The 16,532-nt window shown below is 49.7% G+C and carries 18 protein-coding genes; 4 read left to right on the top strand and 14 right to left on the bottom strand.

Going from position 1 to position 16,532, the window contains the following annotated elements; all coding sequences use genetic code 11:
• Positions 1-11 precede the first annotated feature (11 nt).
• The 10 genes from Q7T66_RS08200 to Q7T66_RS08245 all read right to left on the bottom strand — a co-directional run bounded on the left by Q7T66_RS08200 (position 12) and on the right by Q7T66_RS08245 (position 8,233).
• The gene (locus Q7T66_RS08200; RefSeq protein ID WP_304932848.1) at positions 12-611 is read right to left on the bottom strand and encodes an alpha/beta hydrolase; all 600 of its coding nucleotides are present in this window, start codon (positions 609-611) and stop codon (positions 12-14) included.
• Entirely contained in the window at positions 608-1,465 is an 858-nt protein-coding gene (locus Q7T66_RS08205) for an EAL domain-containing protein (RefSeq protein ID WP_304932849.1), read from the bottom strand. Before Q7T66_RS08205 ends, Q7T66_RS08200 begins: the two co-directional genes overlap by 4 nt.
• 67 nt (positions 1,466-1,532) lie before the next feature.
• Positions 1,533-1,751, bottom strand: coding sequence for a molybdopterin-binding protein (locus Q7T66_RS08210; RefSeq protein ID WP_304932850.1), 219 nt, complete (start codon positions 1,749-1,751; stop codon positions 1,533-1,535).
• A 71-nt stretch (positions 1,752-1,822) separates the two neighbouring features.
• Positions 1,823-2,650 carry an ATP-binding cassette domain-containing protein gene (locus Q7T66_RS08215; protein ID WP_304932851.1) on the bottom strand — a complete coding sequence of 276 codons (828 nt, stop codon included), beginning with the start codon at positions 2,648-2,650 and terminating at the stop codon, positions 1,823-1,825.
• A 21-nt stretch (positions 2,651-2,671) separates the two neighbouring features.
• Complete coding sequence (gene ssuC, locus Q7T66_RS08220; RefSeq protein ID WP_304932852.1) at positions 2,672-3,502, bottom strand: aliphatic sulfonate ABC transporter permease SsuC; 831 nt, start codon at positions 3,500-3,502, stop codon at positions 2,672-2,674.
• Positions 3,503-3,514: 12 nt separating this feature from the next.
• Complete coding sequence (ssuD, locus tag Q7T66_RS08225; protein WP_304932893.1) at positions 3,515-4,663, bottom strand: FMNH2-dependent alkanesulfonate monooxygenase; 1,149 nt, start codon at positions 4,661-4,663, stop codon at positions 3,515-3,517.
• Between the two features lie 67 nt (positions 4,664-4,730).
• Positions 4,731-5,705, bottom strand: a complete 975-nt coding sequence (locus Q7T66_RS08230; protein ID WP_304932853.1) for a sulfonate ABC transporter substrate-binding protein — start codon at positions 5,703-5,705, stop codon at positions 4,731-4,733.
• A 115-nt stretch (positions 5,706-5,820) separates the two neighbouring features.
• Complete coding sequence (ssuE, locus tag Q7T66_RS08235) at positions 5,821-6,411, bottom strand: NADPH-dependent FMN reductase (protein ID WP_304932854.1); 591 nt, start codon at positions 6,409-6,411, stop codon at positions 5,821-5,823.
• Between the two features lie 36 nt (positions 6,412-6,447).
• Complete coding sequence (locus Q7T66_RS08240) at positions 6,448-7,452, bottom strand: sulfate ABC transporter substrate-binding protein (RefSeq protein WP_304932855.1); 1,005 nt, start codon at positions 7,450-7,452, stop codon at positions 6,448-6,450.
• 379 nt (positions 7,453-7,831) lie between these two features.
• Positions 7,832-8,233: a diacylglycerol kinase gene (locus Q7T66_RS08245; protein WP_304932856.1), complete on the bottom strand. Its 402-nt coding sequence runs from the start codon at positions 8,231-8,233 to the stop codon at positions 7,832-7,834.
• A 259-nt stretch (positions 8,234-8,492) separates the two neighbouring features.
• Here Q7T66_RS08245 and Q7T66_RS08250 point away from each other — a divergent pair, with 259 nt between their 5' ends.
• Positions 8,493-9,299: an IclR family transcriptional regulator gene (locus tag Q7T66_RS08250; RefSeq protein WP_304932857.1), complete on the top strand. Its 807-nt coding sequence runs from the start codon at positions 8,493-8,495 to the stop codon at positions 9,297-9,299.
• A 100-nt stretch (positions 9,300-9,399) separates the two neighbouring features.
• On the opposite strand, the gene pbpG is transcribed toward Q7T66_RS08250, so the two are convergent.
• The gene (gene pbpG / locus Q7T66_RS08255; RefSeq protein WP_304932858.1) at positions 9,400-10,626 is read right to left on the bottom strand and encodes a D-alanyl-D-alanine endopeptidase; all 1,227 of its coding nucleotides are present in this window, start codon (positions 10,624-10,626) and stop codon (positions 9,400-9,402) included.
• A gap of 214 nt (positions 10,627-10,840) precedes the next feature.
• The gene (locus tag Q7T66_RS08260) at positions 10,841-11,686 is read right to left on the bottom strand and encodes a DMT family transporter (protein ID WP_370691626.1); all 846 of its coding nucleotides are present in this window, start codon (positions 11,684-11,686) and stop codon (positions 10,841-10,843) included.
• On the opposite strand from Q7T66_RS08260, the gene Q7T66_RS08265 reads away from it, so the two are divergent.
• Positions 11,685-11,897, top strand: coding sequence for a hypothetical protein (locus Q7T66_RS08265; RefSeq protein WP_304932899.1), 213 nt, complete (start codon positions 11,685-11,687; stop codon positions 11,895-11,897). The genes Q7T66_RS08260 and Q7T66_RS08265 overlap by 2 nt on opposite strands.
• A 206-nt stretch (positions 11,898-12,103) precedes the next feature.
• Positions 12,104-12,673, top strand: a complete 570-nt coding sequence (gene phaP / locus Q7T66_RS08270; RefSeq protein WP_304932860.1) for a TIGR01841 family phasin — start codon at positions 12,104-12,106, stop codon at positions 12,671-12,673.
• Positions 12,674-12,795: 122 nt separating this feature from the next.
• Here the strand turns inward: phaP and Q7T66_RS08275 are convergent, their stop codons facing one another.
• On the bottom strand, positions 12,796-14,436 hold the full coding sequence (locus Q7T66_RS08275) for an ABC transporter permease (RefSeq protein ID WP_370691627.1): 1,641 nt from the start codon (positions 14,434-14,436) through the stop codon (positions 12,796-12,798).
• A gap of 134 nt (positions 14,437-14,570) precedes the next feature.
• Between Q7T66_RS08275 and Q7T66_RS08280 the strand changes: the two genes are divergently transcribed.
• Positions 14,571-15,662, top strand: a complete 1,092-nt coding sequence (locus tag Q7T66_RS08280; RefSeq protein WP_370691628.1) for an ABC transporter ATP-binding protein — start codon at positions 14,571-14,573, stop codon at positions 15,660-15,662.
• 18 nt (positions 15,663-15,680) lie between these two features.
• On the opposite strand, the gene Q7T66_RS08285 is transcribed toward Q7T66_RS08280, so the two are convergent.
• On the bottom strand, positions 15,681-16,481 hold the full coding sequence (locus tag Q7T66_RS08285) for a molybdopterin-binding protein (RefSeq protein WP_304932861.1): 801 nt from the start codon (positions 16,479-16,481) through the stop codon (positions 15,681-15,683).
• Positions 16,482-16,532: the final 51 nt, after the last annotated feature.

Genomic DNA, 16,532 nt, shown 5'->3' on the forward strand with positions numbered 1-16,532 from the left:
AATCACGCTGACTAATCAACAAATGAAGCGTCACGTTTTTTATGTAACGTATGTGGGGATGACGAAAAGGCATTCGTCATATCGAGCAGATGTTTGAATTGTTGCAGGCCCTGCTCCCAATCGCCCAGTTGCGATTCTGCATTGATATGCCCTAACGCGCCGGCATTCAAAAACCCGCACCCCCAACTATCTGCCCAGTAAGCCGCCCTATGACTCGCCATCCACGGATCGTCCGTACTGCCGATCACGATTGCGGGGCAAGGTAATCTTGCATCGCGCAAGACATCGGCCACGCCGAATTTTTCCGGGTCTGCAGGTGCGACCAGTAATGCGCCAGCCAAATTGAAGCTTCCATGATTAGCGGCTTGCAAGGTCGTCAGACAACCAAAGCTGTGCGCAACGATCAATACCGGCTTCTCGGAATTGCTTAATGTCTGCGCCATACGTTGCGACCAGCGCGGCAAATCGGGAGTGCTCCAGTCATCCTGCTCCACCCGTTCAAATGTTGGATACAGTTGTTCCCAGCGTGTTTGCCAATGCGCCGCGCCGCTGCCATTCAAGCCAGGTACGACCAGCACGCGATAATCGGATAAATTTGGCAGAGTGATCATGCTATGTCAGCCGCGGTGATTGCCGCATGTTCGGCATCATTCAGTTGCGCAAAACTCGCTTTGGGTTGATCCCACAAATAACCTTGCGCTGTGATGGTCTGTTGCGCTTGTGCACCCAGTCGAATTAATTTGTCACGTACGGCTATCGTTTCCACGCGTTTGAAAACCACACGAACATTGCGATCTGCAGTCACCTGCAATAGTTTCAGCGCAGCATCTTCATCGGTGATTTCGCGTACATCAACCTTGATGACATCCGCTTGCACTTGCTGCAGCAATTCCAATCCATGCTGTGCATTCGCTGCATTGACCGCGAGGCGAAAACCATTGCGACTGTAGTTATCAGCAACGTAATTCAGCAGGCTGGCTTGATCTGCTTGAATCAAGGGCATTTGCAACACGATCTTCCGATGCGGCAAACCAAGCACATCCAGCACACGTCGAAATGACATGCCGTGATTGCTATCCACTGCTGCCAGCAAACGCGCATGCACGCTCAAGTACAAATCGATATCAACCAATTCCGGCTGTCGATAAAAATTGACCGCGTGCAGCAAGCGGCACAGTCTATCCAGTTCTATCGATTGATCGTCTGTGGCTACTGTGTCCAGCAGCTTCCAGATACTCAAGCCTGAACCGCTTTTGGTATAGCTGCGCATGAAGCCTTGCACACCGACGATTTGATTCGACGCGCCAGCTAAATCGAGTGCGCGTATTGGCTGGAATGCGCTGGTCAGTGTGGAGTTGAAATAGCGGCCGTGCGCTTGTCCGTTTTCATCCAGCCATAGGCTGGTGTCGGCTTGCGGCGTCGCATGAAGATGCGACAGATATTCTTGCAATGCGGGGAAAGTCATGATGATCTTCCTTTATCCGCAGAGCGCGTCCCAAGTAGAATTCAGGACGCGATCTGGATACGTGAACTTACAGCAGTTTGGCGATCGATACTTCCGTCGCCTTTACCAGCGCAACAACTTCTGTGCCGATTTGCAATTCGAGATCTTTGACCGAACGGGTTGTGATGACTGAGGTAACGATACCTGCTGGTGTTTCGACATCAACTTCTGATACGACGTCACCGAGAATGATGTTGCTGATCTTGCCTTTGAATTGATTGCGGGCGTTGATTTTATCGATGCTCATGATTTTTTCCTTGATGGAGTTGTAAGTTAAAAAATGTGACTCAAAATTAAAAATGAATACTTAAAGAATAATTAGACGGCCCACGCAAACTGATGCACAGACTTCAGCAGCGACAAGTCGCCCAAAGAAGAATCAAGATCAGTTGCAGATACCGGTTGTTGCAGTACGCGTGACAAAATTTGTTCTTCCAGTTGTGCAAAGACCAGATTGCCGCGTGTGCGTGGTCTTGCCAACGAGATGCGTTCATCCAACGTGATGCGACCGTCCTCGATCAGGACTACGCGGTCAGCCAAGGCGATCGCTTCCTGCACGTCATGCGTAACCAGCAAGGCAGTAAATCCGCGTTGCTGCCACAGTGTTTCAATCAATTGCTGCATCTCGATACGTGTTAGCGCATCGAGCGCACCTAATGGTTCATCGAGCAATAGCAGTTCAGGATCGTGTACCAAGGCGCGCGCCAGTGCGACACGTTGACGTTGACCGCCTGACAGCACGGCAGGCCATTCACCAGCGCGTTCTTCCAGTCCAACTTGCTTCAATGAATTCAGCGCACTATCTTTTTTTGGCAAACCGAGTGCGACGTTATCGAGCACGCGCTTCCACGGCAACAGACGCGAATCCTGAAACATGATGCGTGTCTCCGGACGTTTGGTGCCGTCACCAAATACCAGCGAACCTTCATCAGAAGTTTCCAGTTCTGCGATCAGGCGCAGCAAGGTGCTTTTACCGCAACCGCTGCGACCAACGACGGCAACAAATTCGCCTGGTTCCAGAATCAAATCGACGGACTTCAATACCTCGCGGCCTGCATACGATTTGAACAAACCCTGAACTGCGACACGGATACCGCGTTTCGCGATTGCCTGTACATTCTTTTGTTCGACTTGATTACTTTGCATATGTGTTTTCCTCTATGCCGATCAGTGTCGGTAACCTGGATGCCAGCGCAACCAGTACCGCTCTAATAAACGGGAGACCACATCAGCCAGTTTTCCCAATAATGCGTAAAGCAGGATGCCGACCAGCACGACATCAGTCTGCAAAAATTCACGCGCATTCATCGTCATGTAGCCGATGCCAGATTGTGCAGCGATGGTTTCCGCCACGATCAGCAATACCCAAACCAAGCCAAGTGAAAAACGTACGCCAACCAAAATCGATGGCAAAGCACCCGGCAGGATCACATCGCGATACAGCGGCCAGCCTGACAGACCGTAGCTCTTCGCCATTTCGATCAAGCCTTTATCAACCGAACGTATGCCGTGAAAGGTATTCAGATAAACCGGAAAAAATACGCCCACTGCGACCAGAAAAATCTTTGAAGTTTCTTCAATACCGAACCACAGAATCACCAATGGAATCAGTGCCAGCGCTGGAATATTGCGGATCATTTGGAAGGTCGTATCGAGCAGCGTCTCAGCAGTTTTGAACGTGCCAGTCAACAAGCCGAACAACAAGCCCAGTCCACCACCGACGGCAAAGCTGACGGTCGCACGCCACAGACTGACATTGACGTGCTTCCACAATTCACCTGAGAGAGCCAGATCCCACGCAGCTTTTGCGACTGCAAATGGTTCCGGCAAAATGCGGCTAGACAACCAGCCCACGTGTGCCGCAACTTGCCAAACTGTGAGCAGCAAGACCGGGACTATCCACGGCAAGATGCGCGACAAAGACGTTGCGCGCCAGGTCGAAGCAGGCTTGCGTATCGCCGTATTGCTAATGGTCGGAGGTGAAAGAACAGCACTCATGATCTTGTGCTCCTAGCTCTGCGAAGCTTTAGGCAAGATGTCATTCGAAATGACTTCACCAAACGGGCCAGTTAATACCGCGTCACCCGAACGTGCCTTGCCTTTGCCCAGCAGCGGGAATACCAGTTCAGCAAAACGATATGATTCTTCCAGATGCGGATAGCCGGACAGGATGAAAGTCTCGATGCCGAGATCCGCATATTCCTGCATGCGTGCGGCCACCGTTTCGGCATCGCCAACCAATGCAGTACCCGCGCCGCCACGTACCAGGCCAACTCCGGCCCACAGGTTTGGCGATACTTCGAGCTTGTCTCTTTTGCCGCCGTGCAGCGCAGCCATGCGACGCTGTCCTTCAGAATCCATCTTGTTGAATGAAGCCTGTGCGCGTGCGATCAAGTCATCATCAACGTACTGGATCAATTCATCGGCGGCCTTCCATGCTTCTTCATTCGTTTCGCGCACAATGACGTGCAAGCGAATACCAAACTTCAATGTGCGGCCGTGCTTGGCTGCACGTTCACGCATGTCGGTGATTTTTTCTGCAACCGCTGCTGGAGGTTCACCCCATGTCAAATAGACGTCCACTTGTTCTGCAGCGAGTTCGTGCGCAGCTGGTGACGAGCCACCAAAGTACAGCGGTGGATACGGTTTTTGAATTGATGGATACAAGGTCTTGGCACCCTTGACCTGAATATGTTTGCCTTCAAAATCAAAGCCGGCATCCCCGCCCTCACCTGCCAGCGATGCACGCCATACTTTCAAAAATTCATCGGAAATTTCATAACGCTCTGCATGATCTGCGTGCAGGCCATCGGCTTCCATTTCAGCCTGATCGCCACCGGTCACGACATTGATCAACAAGCGACCTTTGGACAAGCGATCGAAGGTTGCTGCCATGCGCACGGCCAAACCAGGTGTACTCAAACCCGGACGCACTGCGACCAGAAATTTCAATTGTTTGGTTTCGCCTATCAGGCTCGATGCGACGACCCATGCGTCTTCGCATGAACGGCCGGTTGGCAATAACACACCGTCGTAACCGAGCGTGTCAGCGGCAACAGCTACCTGCTTCAAATAATCAAAATCGACCTGACGTGCACCTTTCGAGGTACCCAGATAACGACTGTCGCCGTGCGTTGGCAAAAACCAGAATACGTTCAAACTCATGATCCAAATCCCTTAAGACTTCCGCACTGCAAAATAACAGTGCGGTTTGTTGCATAGACTCTTACTTGATCAACACTGCATCCTTGACCACGATTTTTTTCGGAATCAATTTCAGTTCTGCAAATACATCCGCAATCTTTTGCTGCTCGGCGATCACTGTCGGCGAGACGGGTTTCACGCCATACGAATAACGTTTAGTCGCTAACTCAACGGTTGGTCGATCAAGACCGGTTTGCGCCGCAAGAATGGTTGCAACTTCATCCTGGTTACGTGCGCCCCATTGATCGATACGATTCAATTCATCCAACAGGATTTCGACGATCTTCGGATTTTTTTCTGCGTAAGTACGTGATGCGAGGAAGAACTGATGATTCGCGACCAGACCAGTGCCATCGGCCAGAATGCGTGCACCTAGTTGTTTTTCAGCAGCGGCGAGGAATGGATCCCAGATCACCCATGCGTCGATGCTGCCGCGTTCAAACGCAGCGCGTGCATCTGCAGGAGCGAGGAAAAGAATTTCGATATCTTTGTAGGCAAGGCCGGCTTTTTCCAGCGCCTTGACCAACAGGTAATGCACGTTTGAACCTTTGTTCAACGCGACTTTTTTACCTTTTAAATCAGCGACAGTTTTGAGTGTCGAATTTTTAGGAACGATGATCGCTTCAGCAGTTGGTGCTGGTGGTTCGTTACCTACATAAACCAGATTGGCGCCAGCAGCTTGCGCGAAAATCGGTGGCGCTTCGCCAGCAGTACCGAAGTCGATGCTGCCTACGTTCAAACCTTCCAGCAAGACAGGACCCGCGGTGAACTCATTCCACTTCACTTCTATGCCTTCAGGCGCGAGACGTTTTTCCAAGGTGCCACGGCCTTTGAGAATAACCAGAGTGCCGTACTTTTGATAACCAATGCGCAGCACACCTTTGGTTTGCGCCGATGCCAGATTTGGCAAGCCAACCGTCAATGCGCCGACTGCGGCTGCAGACAGCAAGCCCAAGGTACGGCGCTTGGCATTGTGTTTGTCGTTTGAAATCGTCATGTCGTTTTCCTTATCACGCAAATTTTGAGCAAAAGAATTCCCGGCTATGCATGTGCATGGCTTTTTTTACGGGATTGAGATAGTTAGAGCAGACCTGCTTGCGCAGGCGATAGACTTAAACGCTACATCGCACGCTGGAGAACGGAATTGAATCGAAGGTATTCAAAGACACTTCGCTCAATGCAAACAAACTATTGGATAAATTTTCTATGCCATCGCTGACACGTTTGGCAATCGCCGGATCCAATGTCAAACCTTGTTCAGCCGACCAATTGATTTGCTGATCGGTTGCATAAATACTAGGCAGAACATGCTTGGCATCCAGTGCTGACAAAACCGGACGCAAGCCATAATCCAGTGCCAACATGTGTGACTGACTACCACCGGTCGCCAATGGCAACACCAACTTGCCATTCAAACCATCCTGCGGCAACAAGTCGAGAAAGGCTTTGAGTATTCCGCTATATGCGGCCTTGTACACCGGCGTCGCAATCACAACTGCATCCGCGTGAGCGACCTGCTCTCTTGCCACTTTCAATTCTGCGTCGTTGAAGTCCGCATGCACCAGCGCTTGCGCTGGCAGATCACGGACATGCAGCTTCACATAACGATGGCCGAGTAATGCAAGCCTTTCACCAACGTGATGCAGCAAGCGGGTAGAACGAGACGGTGTGGATGGACTACCCGCGAGCAACAAGATATTCATTTCTATTCCAAGATGAATTAAATTACATTCAGTAGATTATTTTTTGCCTGGTTGATAAATTTGATCAAACACGCCGCCATCAGAGAAATGCTTCTTCTGTGCCGCTGTCCAGCCACCAACATCAGCAATCGTGTAGAGCTTCACTTTTGGAAATTGAGCTGCATATTTTTTCGCTACTTTTTCATCTGTAGGACGATAGTAGTTTTGCGCTGCAATTTCTTGACCTTCAGGCGAGTACAGGTATTGCAAGTAAGCTTCAGCTACTTTACGTGTGCCACGACGATCAACAACTTTGTCGACAACAGCAACTGGCGGTTCAGCCAGGATGCTCGATGAAGGCGCTACGATTTCAACTTTGTCCGGGCCGAGTTCTTTGATCGCCAGGATTGCTTCGTTTTCCCAAGCCAGCAATACGTCGCCGATACCGCGCTCAACGAAAGTAGTGGTTGATCCACGTGCGCCAGAATCAAGAACTGGGACGTTTTTGTACAGTTTGGAGATGAATTCAGTCGCTGTTGCTTCTGTGCCGCCTGGTTGTTTCAATGCATACAACCATGCTGCCAAATGGTTCCAGCGAGCGCCGCCCGATGTTTTTGGATTTGGCGTGATAACTGATACGCCTGGTTTCACCAGATCGTTCCAATCTTTGATGCCTTTAGGGTTGCCTTTACGGACCAGGAATACGATGGTCGATGTGTAAGGTGAGCTGTTGTGCGGCAAACGTTTTTGCCAATCTTTGTTCAGCAAACCGTGATCCGCAATCGCGTCGATGTCGTATGCCAGAGCCAGGGTTACGACGTCTGCTTCCAGACCATCAATCACTGCACGACCTTGTTTACCGGAACCGCCATGCGATGCTTTTGCTTTGACGTCGTCACCGGTTTTTGCTTTCCACTCTTTAGCGAAAGCCTTGTTGAAATCCTGATACAGTTCACGCGTTGGATCGTAAGAGACGTTCAACAACGAGACTTCTGCAGCATGAATAGTTGGTGCAATCAATGCAAGTGCGAAGGCAGTGCCAATCAATTTTTTAAGCAACATTTAATTTCCCCTTGGGCATTTCGTTTCTGAGGGTTGAAGATTAAATTGCTGTAAAAAAAAGCGACACGAATTGTTTCATCGTTCCTTATGCGTTTTACGCATAAGGATTTTTTTCAAGTCATCAGGAAATATCACGCTTCATGCATAAATCGTTTGATGCAGGTGCGCGTATAAGCTAATGCGCAGAGTGTAGAGAGACCTTTGTGTACGTTTGCTGACGTGGATAAAAATCGTTGAATAGAACGTGGAAATAAAAAAGCCGCTGCAAGCAAACATGCTTGAGGCGGCTATATAAACATTTATAAACTTTTGTTATTAGCTTATTCCCTGATCAATCGGCTGTATGTTTCATTCGCATCAGCGCTAATATCGGATTAATTCATGTGCCTGAAAACAAGGGCCAGAGAATAACCAGCCAGGTGGCTACAGCCAGCAAAAACGTCAACAAGACGGCCGCGCTACCAAAGTCTTTGGCATTCTTCGATAATGGATTGCGCTCCAGCGAGACCCTATCAACCACCGCTTCAATCGCCGAGTTGATCAATTCGACTATCAGCACCAGCACAAACACTGCGATCAGTAATAGCTTTTGCCAGGCAGGAACCGGTAACAAGAAAGCCGCGATCGTCGCGATCACGACGACAAACAATTCCTGACGAAATGCATGTTCGCTGCACCATGCCGATTTAAAACCAGCCATCGAATAACCGAATGCAGAAAAAATGCGCTTCAAGCCACTTTTACTTTTGAATTCACTGATTGTTTGTTCTGGATTGTTCATTCGATTTCAATCGGATTGATGGGCTGAATGTATGGCGTGGGAAGAGCCTGAATTATCAGGCTCATAAAGAGTAGAGACAAGCTGCATGTTAACTATTGTTGATGATGTCATTTACGCTGTGAATATCCCGTTAATACCTCAGGCAACAGAGCCAATTTAACCCTACTCATGAGCCTGAGTATGGGCGTTTTAACAAGCAAACTTCTTTCATCTTTCACAATGTGATATAAAGTCAGCACTGCGATGCACATAAGAAAACATGAAAACGAATAACACTGCAGAGACCGACAAAACATCAATTCAAGTCATAGAACGCATGACTTCGCTGCTGGACGCACTTGCCACTTACCCTGATCCAGTCAGCTTGAAAGAACTTTCCCGCGTCACCGGTTTGCATCCGTCGACCGCGCATCGTATTTTGAATGACCTCGTCATCAAGCGTTTTGTCGATCGCTCGGAGCCTGGAACATATCGCTTGGGTATGCGCTTGCTGGAGCTCGGCAATATCGTCAAAAGTCGCTTGAGCGTGCGTGAAGCTGCACTGGATCTGATGCGCCACCTGCATCGCAAAACCAATCAAACCGTCAATTTGTCGGTTCGTCAAAACGACGAGATTATTTACATAGACCGCGCTTTCTCTGAACGCTCAGGCATGCAAGTGGTGCGTGCAGTTGGCGGCCGCGCGCCTTTGCATCTGACCTCAACGGGCAAGCTATTCCTGTCGGTCGATGAGGCGCGAACGGTGCATGCCTACGCAGTGCGCACCGGCTTGGCCGGCCATAACAAAAATTCGATCACCGATTTGGCAAAGCTGGAAGGCGAACTGAAGCTGGTACGTGCCCACGGTTACGCACGCGATAACGAAGAGCTGGAATTAGGGGTACGTTGCATGGCCGCTGGCATTCATGACGATACCGGCAAACTGATCGCCGGCTTGTCGATATCCGCACCGGCCGACAGGCTGGAGGATGAATGGCTGGAAGATTTGATGATCACGGCGAAAGAAATTTCCGCCGCACTGGGTTATACCGAAACTGTCGCAGCAACTAATCCTACAAAGAGATAAAACTCTGTACTTTTAGTTGAACGCGGATGAAGCATGCGTTTAACGCGACTACAATAAAAAAGGCGAACCTCGGTTCGCCTTTTTTCATATTCGATATTGCTTAACTCTCGACAGCCCGCTGCTTGCGCGCGACGTTTTGCGGTTCCATCGTTTCCAGCCATTTACGTATGCGTGTCGCATCGGCCAAACGTGAATACTTGCCTTTGGAATCAAGAAAGATCATGACGACAGGACGGCCATTGATATTTGTTTGCATGACGAGGCAGCGACCAGCTTCCGAGATGTAACCAGTTTTTTGGATACCGATTTCCCAATCAGGATTTGCTACCAAACGATTCGAGTTCGCGTATTGAAGGGAACGTCCACCAGGCTCCACTACATATTTCGTATCTGTTGAATATTGGCGCAAAATTGGTTGGTTATATGCAGCAATAACCAGCTTCGCCAGATCGCGTGCGCTTGCGACGTTATTGCTCGACAAGCCGGTAGAATCTACATAATGCGTACCTGTCATGCCAAGTGATTTTGCCTTGGCATTCATAGCACCAACGAAGGCGCGTATGCCACCAGGATAGTGACGACCGAGAGCGGACGCTGCACGGTTTTCCGAACTCATCAATGCAATGTGCAACATGTTTGCACGTGACAATTGCGAACCGACACGCAAGCGCGAAGAACTGTTTTTCTCGCGATCGATGTCTTCGTCCGTTACTTCCAATATTTCATTCATGTCTTGCTGCGCTTCGACTACAACCAAACCTGTCATCAGTTTAGTGATCGATGCAATCGGCAACGTTACATTCGCATTTTTTTCAAACAATACTTCCGAGTTGGATTGATCCAATACCAAAGCCACGTTCGATGCCAAAGCCAAATGGTCGCGCGTCATGCTCAAGCCGGCGATATCGCCAGCGGTCATCACAGGTGGGACGATAGGTACAACTGGTTTCGCGACGCGTTGGTAAATGACTTTTTGTTTGCCACGTACAACGACGGTTTTCTTTACCAGTTTTTCGTCGGAATTAAGCGATACGTTTTCACGTTGCTTCGATGTCCCACGCTTCGCGGATTTACTTGATTTGGAAGAAGTCTTGCTGGCTTGCGCTGATGATTTTGCAACTGCATTTTTCGACGCTGTCTTTTTGCTCGTCGTCTTGTTTGCTGTCGTCTTGTTCGCCGTGGTTTTCTTGGCGGTAGATTTTGTGACGGTGGATTTCTTTACGACTGTCTTTTTGGTTGCTGAGGTGCTCGGCTCTTTAGCCTGCGCAATAGGGGCGTGAACAATGACAAGTAGCGAAAAAAATAGCCCTAGCGCGGATTTAAGCATCTGCGAGTCTCCCAATTAGTACAGAAAAGTTGACTTGCAGTTTAGCAAATATCGCGAAATGTGCAAGAGAATTAGATAGTTAGCGCTATTCATTAATCTACTTTCTAACTGATGATGACTTTTTGTTCACATAATTGGTGCGATTTTCGTGCGACTAAAAATATCTAAACAACAATATTTTTAATCCCAACGTCGCTTCATTCATTTTTTACGCTTACTTTTTTACGACAAAGACGACACCAATCACAGCAAGCAACATGCCAATCATCCCGATCAAACAAAAGACTTCACCAAATGCTGCCCACGCCATTAATGCCGTAGTCGGTGGCGTCAAATAGAGAAGACTGGTGACTTGCGTCGCCGCGCTTTTACGTATCAGCGTGAACAATAAAAATATCGAGCCTATCGACAAGGCGAGGATTGCCCACAGCAAAGCGCCGATAAAATTAGAGGTCCACTGCACTGTTTGCAATGCGGGGGAAAAATCTTCCAGCCAGATTGCAAATGGCAAGACGACCACACTCGATGCGGCGAATTGAATGATGGTGCCGGTACGCAAATCGAAATGCGGGCAATGACGTTTTTGATACATGGTCCCTATCGTGATCGACAGCAAAGCCATCACGCACAAGGCGATGCTTTGCCAGGTCAAACCGATCAAGGTAATTTTGTTCGCCACAACCAAGGCGACGCCGCACAGGCCGAAGATCAAACCTATCCATTGGCGGCCGCGTACTTTCTCGCCGATCAATGGTGCGGCAAACGCGGTCAACACTGGCTGCATACCCACGATCAAGGCCGATAAGCCTGCAGGCATACCCATTTTGATGGCGCACCACACACCAGCCAAATAGCCGGCTTGTACCAATATACCGGCGACCGCGATATGCCGCATGCTGCCCACGGGCCACGGCGCACGCAGTATCAATACCAACGGAAATAAAAACAGCAACACGCCAATAAAACGCAGCATCAAAAAAGTTAACGGTGGCGCATACGGCAAACCAAATTTTGCGACGATGAAGCCGGTACTCCAGATCAGTACAAAGGCAAATGGCATGAGCGCCAACCATCGATGGTTGACGCTATTGTTTGAAGAAATCATTGAATGGCTATTCTGGTTGGCTGGCATATTCGGACGTGCACACTGCGCGCAAGTATGGAGTGTGCGTGTCAAACAAATACTGTGCGCTGAATTATTTGCACGTCAGCAGGCGACATTTTATGCCGGGCTTGCATTCGTTGCCGACGACGGGCGATCACGCAGCTGAAGAGGCGACTTATTGGAACCAAATTCCCCAAATTTTTCAAGAATTTCTATTTATAACTGCATAAAATCAAACAGAAAATTGCTTTTGTGCATCGCACCATATTTTTCTTGACACATGGGCTGAGGAGCATAAAATGGATTATGCTGCATCGCATCATTTACGGCTTTGCCTACCACCATCATGTATCACCACTAAAGGAGAAACATATGTTTGCAATACCAGAACAGTTTTCCGCTGCAACCAAAAATCAGTTTGAAGCGCAACTCGCCGTGATGAATTCTTTTGCCAGTACTGCATTCGAGAGCGTGCAAAAAATCGTCGATCTGAATCTGAACGTCGTCAAGTCATCACTGCAAGAATCGAGCGCCACCGCTCACCAATTGATGACAGCAAAAGATCCACAAGAATTTTTTACCTTGACCAGCGCACAAGCACAACCGAACGCTGAAAAAGCCATTGCCTACAGCCGCCATCTGGCTAGCATTGCGACCAGCACGCAAGCAGAATTTGCGAAGACCACTGAAACACAAATCGCAGAAGCCAACCGCAAAGTAATGTCGCTGGTTGAAGAGTTGAGCAAGAACGCACCGGCAGGTTCGGAAAATGCAGTTGCGATGCTCAAGTCGGCAATCGGTAATGCGAATGCTGGCTACGACCAGTTTTCTAAAACTGCCAAGCAAGCAGCGGAAACCTTGGAAGGTAATTTGAATGCAGCAGCTAGCCAGTTTGTTAGCGCAGCAGAAAAAACCACGACACGCAGCCGCAAGTCTGCTTAAGTCAGTTTGTTGCTTGTGATGTAAAAATGCTGACCGAGCAGCACACGTAAAAATGCCCCGATAAAACGGGGCATTTTTTATTCGCAATCCACTTTAAATACTGAGCACTCAATCGCTGGCATTCAACTTTTTGTTTTGGCAATCGCGCGCGCTAACATCACCACCGGGAAAATCGCCACCAACACAATCGTCAATGCCGGCAATGCGGCTTCACCCAGACGTTCGTCGGATGCAAGTTGATGCGTAATTACGGCCAGCGTATCGAAATTGAATGGGCGTATCGTCAAGGTCGCAGGCAATTCTTTCACCACATCGACGAATACCAACAGTCCCGCTGTCAGTACGCTGCGCCACAACAAAGGCACATGAATACGCATCAGCATGGACGTAATGCCATGACCCAAACTGCGCGCACTTGCATCCATAGCTGGTGTAATTTTGATCAGACCAGCCTGTACGCTTTGAAAAGATACCGCAAGAAATCTAACCAGGTACGCATAGACCAAGGCAATCACGCTGCCGCTCAGTATCCAGGTAATTCCGCGTTCACTATTCCACGCATCGATATACGCAAGAGGAATCAGAATACCGACCGCAATCACCGCGCCAGGTATTGCGTAACCCATGCTGACGATGCGATTGCAAAGCGCCTGCACTTTACTATTCGATACGCGTGCCGCATACGCCATCAAAACACATATCGCCACTGCAATGATGGCGGTGATAGCGCCGAGCGTGATTGTATTTTGCAGCCAGCCGAAGTAACGCGTGCTGAATGAAATTGCATCCGCATTCCACAACAAGCGTAACAAAATCACTAAAGGCGCTAAGAATCCAAAGAGTATCGGCAGCGCACAAAACAGTGTCGCACTCCATGCCTGTTTTCCTTGAAGGCGCGTCGACACCTGCGCTGCACTGCGCCCACCGACTGCGTAATAACGCGCCCTGCCACGATTCCTTTGTTCCAACCACATCAAACCCATGACTGCAATCAGCAACACTGCCGCAATTTGTGCCGCGCCAGATCGATCGGAAAAAATGTACCAGGATTTATAAATCCCGGTTGTCAGCGTAGGCACACCAAAGTAAGCCACCGCACCGTAATCAGCCAAGGTTTCCATCAAGGCCAGCGCAATACCGGCAGCGGCAGCAGGTCGCGCCAGCGGCAAACTCACTTGGAAGAATGCGCGCCACGGCCCCGCTCCCAAAGTGCGCGCCGCGTCTAGCATTCGCGGGCTGCGCTCTATGAACGCATTGCGCGCCAACAGATAAACATAGGGATACAACACAAAAGAAAATAGAAAGCCCGCGCCACCAACAGAACGTATCTGCGGAAACCAGTAAGACTGACCTTGCCAACCAAACAGCTCGCGTAAAGCGGTTTGAACCGGACCGGTAAATTGTAGAAAATCCGTGTACGCGTAGGCGACGACATAAGCTGGCATCGCCAAAGGCATTATCAATGCCCATTCAAAAAATTTACGGCCGGGGAAGTTGAATACCGCAACCAGCCAGGCACAACCTATCCCCATTACCGCCGTCAACACCGCAACGATGACGGCGATGATCACGCTGTTGGTGATGTACTCCGGCAGTACCGTTTGCCACAAATGGGAAAAATTGCTGACGCTGTCATTCAGTTCGGAAGATGAAAACAGATTCGACAACACACCAACTATAGGTAAGCCTACCAATACGGCCATAAGCAGTGAGGCGAGTAATAGCGGATGCAATGCACCGCGTTGATGAGGCAAGTCAAGCACGACGCGCACGCATAGTGATGCAGATACAGGCGGACATAAAATGAAGCATGCGTTTGTTCTGTTCTCAATAAGTTGGATGAGAATTATAATCAATCGCTCTCTTCATCCATGCGATATTTTCGGAACCATGCACCATGTCAGCAATTCCAGATTCTGCGGCACATCTTTCGGTTGATGCGATCCGCGTCGGTTATCCGCTAGCCGGGACCATGCATGAGATCGTGCACGGCTTGTCGTTCGCACTGCAACGCGGACAAATCGGCTGTTTGCTCGGACAATCCGGCTGCGGCAAAACGACGGTATTACGCGCGATTGCAGGATTCGAATCCCTGATCAGCGGCAGCATTACTTTAGGCGGCAAAGAATTGAGTAGCGCGCAGCACACCGCAGCGCCGGAGACGCGCCATGTCGGCGTCGTGTTCCAGGATTACGCGCTATTCCCACATTTATCGGTTGCGGACAATCTGGCATTCGGTTTGCGCGGTCTGTCTGCGCAGGAACGTCAGTCACGCGTCGCGAAACTACTGAGCCTGGTCGGCTTGACCTCGCAAGAGAAAAAATTCCCGCATGAATTGTCCGGCGGTCAGCAACAACGCGTAGCACTTGCACGCGCGCTCGCTCCGCAACCTGATTTGCTTTTGCTGGATGAACCATTTTCCAATCTGGATGTAGATTTGCGCGAGCGACTCGCCACTGAAGTGCGCGACATCCTGAAAGAAACCGGCACCACTGCGGTATTGGTCACGCATGATCAACACGAAGCCTTTGCCATCGCCGACCAGATCGGCGTGATGCAGAACGGTGCCATCGTGCAATGGGACAGCGCCTACAACCTTTATCATCGCCCTGCCACACGCTTTGTCGCTGACTTTATCGGCTTGGGTGTATTCGCGAACGGCACTGTCGATGCCGTACAACAGAATGTGAATATCGAACTCGGTACGCTAGCGCTTTGTCATGGCATGGAAAGCTGCGATGCAAACGTACAAGGGCAAGTCGATGTACTACTGCGCGCCGATGACGTGGTGCACGATGACAGCAGCCCATTGCAGGCAGAAGTGGTACGCAAAGCTTTCCGCGGTGCAGAATTTTTATATACCTTGAAATTAGCCAGTGGCCAGCAAGTGCTTGCGCTGGTGCCGTCACACCACGATCATGCGCTGGGCGAACGCATAGGCATACGGCTAGAGGCAGATCACGTGGTGACCTTCCCAAAAACGAATTAAGCCTTAGCCCTCAGCACCTCAAACAGGTTGTACTTCAACCTTCAGAAAATTTAATTCACTGATCAATTTATCGAAGGCCGCAGCGGCTTGCACTGCTTCGCCTTTGACGCCGAGTTCGATATGGCGGCGAGTTTGATCATCGCCCACGCTAGGCAGGCTGAATACTTTGACCTGCGGGAATTCGCTTTCAATAGCTTCCATCAAAGGTGTCAGCGCTGACTCCATGGACTGGAAAACCAGTACCGACTTTTCAAAGCGTGCTTGTTGATGGAATAGATGCGCATAGTGCGTATCCAATATCCATTCAATCATAGGCCAAGCCATCACCGGAAAACCCGGCATGAAATAATGCGCACCACCGTTACCGTGATGGATCGCAAACCCTGGAATTTTATTGTATGGATTGGGGATGATGTCTGCACCTTGCGGGAATTCACCCATCTTCAGGCGATGCAGATTTTCCGGCTTCTCAAGATCGAAAGGAACGTTCGCTTCGCGCGCCATTTCCTGCATGCGCTCTTGAATTTTCTGCTTGGCTTCAGGATGTAAAACGATGGGCACACCAAGTGCCGCCGCCGCACATTGCCGCGTGTGGTCATCAGGCGTTGCACCGATACCGCCGCAACTGAATACGATGTCATCGTTGGCGAAGGTGCGTTTTAATGCAGAGATAATTCGTCCGCGATCATCGCCGAGAACTTCTGCCCATTCCAGGGACAAGCCGCGTGCGCTCAGCAATTCAACTACTTTTGAAAAATGCTTGTCTACGCGTTTGCCTGACAAAATTTCATCGCCAATAATGATGAGTCCGAATGCCATGTGTTTCCCTCTTGTGTCAGGTGTTCAGTTACTGGAATCAGTGACAGAAAT

This window comes from Herminiimonas sp., assembly GCF_030655415.1.

What these genes read in the sequence shown, in the direction of transcription:
- Q7T66_RS08205 (WP_304932849.1), bottom strand. Translation starts at nt 1,465, where the DNA reads ATGACTTTCCCCGCATTGCAAGAATATCTGTCGCATCTTCATGCGACG.
- Q7T66_RS08280 (WP_370691628.1), top strand. Translation starts at nt 14,571, where the DNA reads ATGTCAGCAATTCCAGATTCTGCGGCACATCTTTCGGTTGATGCGATC.
- ssuE (WP_304932854.1), bottom strand. Translation starts at nt 6,411, where the DNA reads ATGAATATCTTGTTGCTCGCGGGTAGTCCATCCACACCGTCTCGTTCT.
- Q7T66_RS08260 (WP_370691626.1), bottom strand. Translation starts at nt 11,686, where the DNA reads ATGCCATTTGCCTTTGTACTGATCTGGAGTACCGGCTTCATCGTCGCA.
- pbpG (WP_304932858.1), bottom strand. Translation starts at nt 10,626, where the DNA reads ATGCTTAAATCCGCGCTAGGGCTATTTTTTTCGCTACTTGTCATTGTT.
- ssuC (WP_304932852.1), bottom strand. Translation starts at nt 3,502, where the DNA reads ATGAGTGCTGTTCTTTCACCTCCGACCATTAGCAATACGGCGATACGC.
- Q7T66_RS08285 (WP_304932861.1), bottom strand. Translation starts at nt 16,481, where the DNA reads ATGGCATTCGGACTCATCATTATTGGCGATGAAATTTTGTCAGGCAAA.
- Q7T66_RS08200 (WP_304932848.1), bottom strand. Translation starts at nt 611, where the DNA reads ATGATCACTCTGCCAAATTTATCCGATTATCGCGTGCTGGTCGTACCT.
- Q7T66_RS08215 (WP_304932851.1), bottom strand. Translation starts at nt 2,650, where the DNA reads ATGCAAAGTAATCAAGTCGAACAAAAGAATGTACAGGCAATCGCGAAA.
- Q7T66_RS08210 (WP_304932850.1), bottom strand. Translation starts at nt 1,751, where the DNA reads ATGAGCATCGATAAAATCAACGCCCGCAATCAATTCAAAGGCAAGATC.
- Q7T66_RS08245 (WP_304932856.1), bottom strand. Translation starts at nt 8,233, where the DNA reads ATGAACAATCCAGAACAAACAATCAGTGAATTCAAAAGTAAAAGTGGC.
- Q7T66_RS08250 (WP_304932857.1), top strand. Translation starts at nt 8,493, where the DNA reads ATGAAAACGAATAACACTGCAGAGACCGACAAAACATCAATTCAAGTC.
- Q7T66_RS08230 (WP_304932853.1), bottom strand. Translation starts at nt 5,705, where the DNA reads ATGACGATTTCAAACGACAAACACAATGCCAAGCGCCGTACCTTGGGC.
- Q7T66_RS08265 (WP_304932899.1), top strand. Translation starts at nt 11,685, where the DNA reads ATGAGCGCCAACCATCGATGGTTGACGCTATTGTTTGAAGAAATCATT.
- phaP (WP_304932860.1), top strand. Translation starts at nt 12,104, where the DNA reads ATGTTTGCAATACCAGAACAGTTTTCCGCTGCAACCAAAAATCAGTTT.
- Q7T66_RS08240 (WP_304932855.1), bottom strand. Translation starts at nt 7,452, where the DNA reads ATGTTGCTTAAAAAATTGATTGGCACTGCCTTCGCACTTGCATTGATT.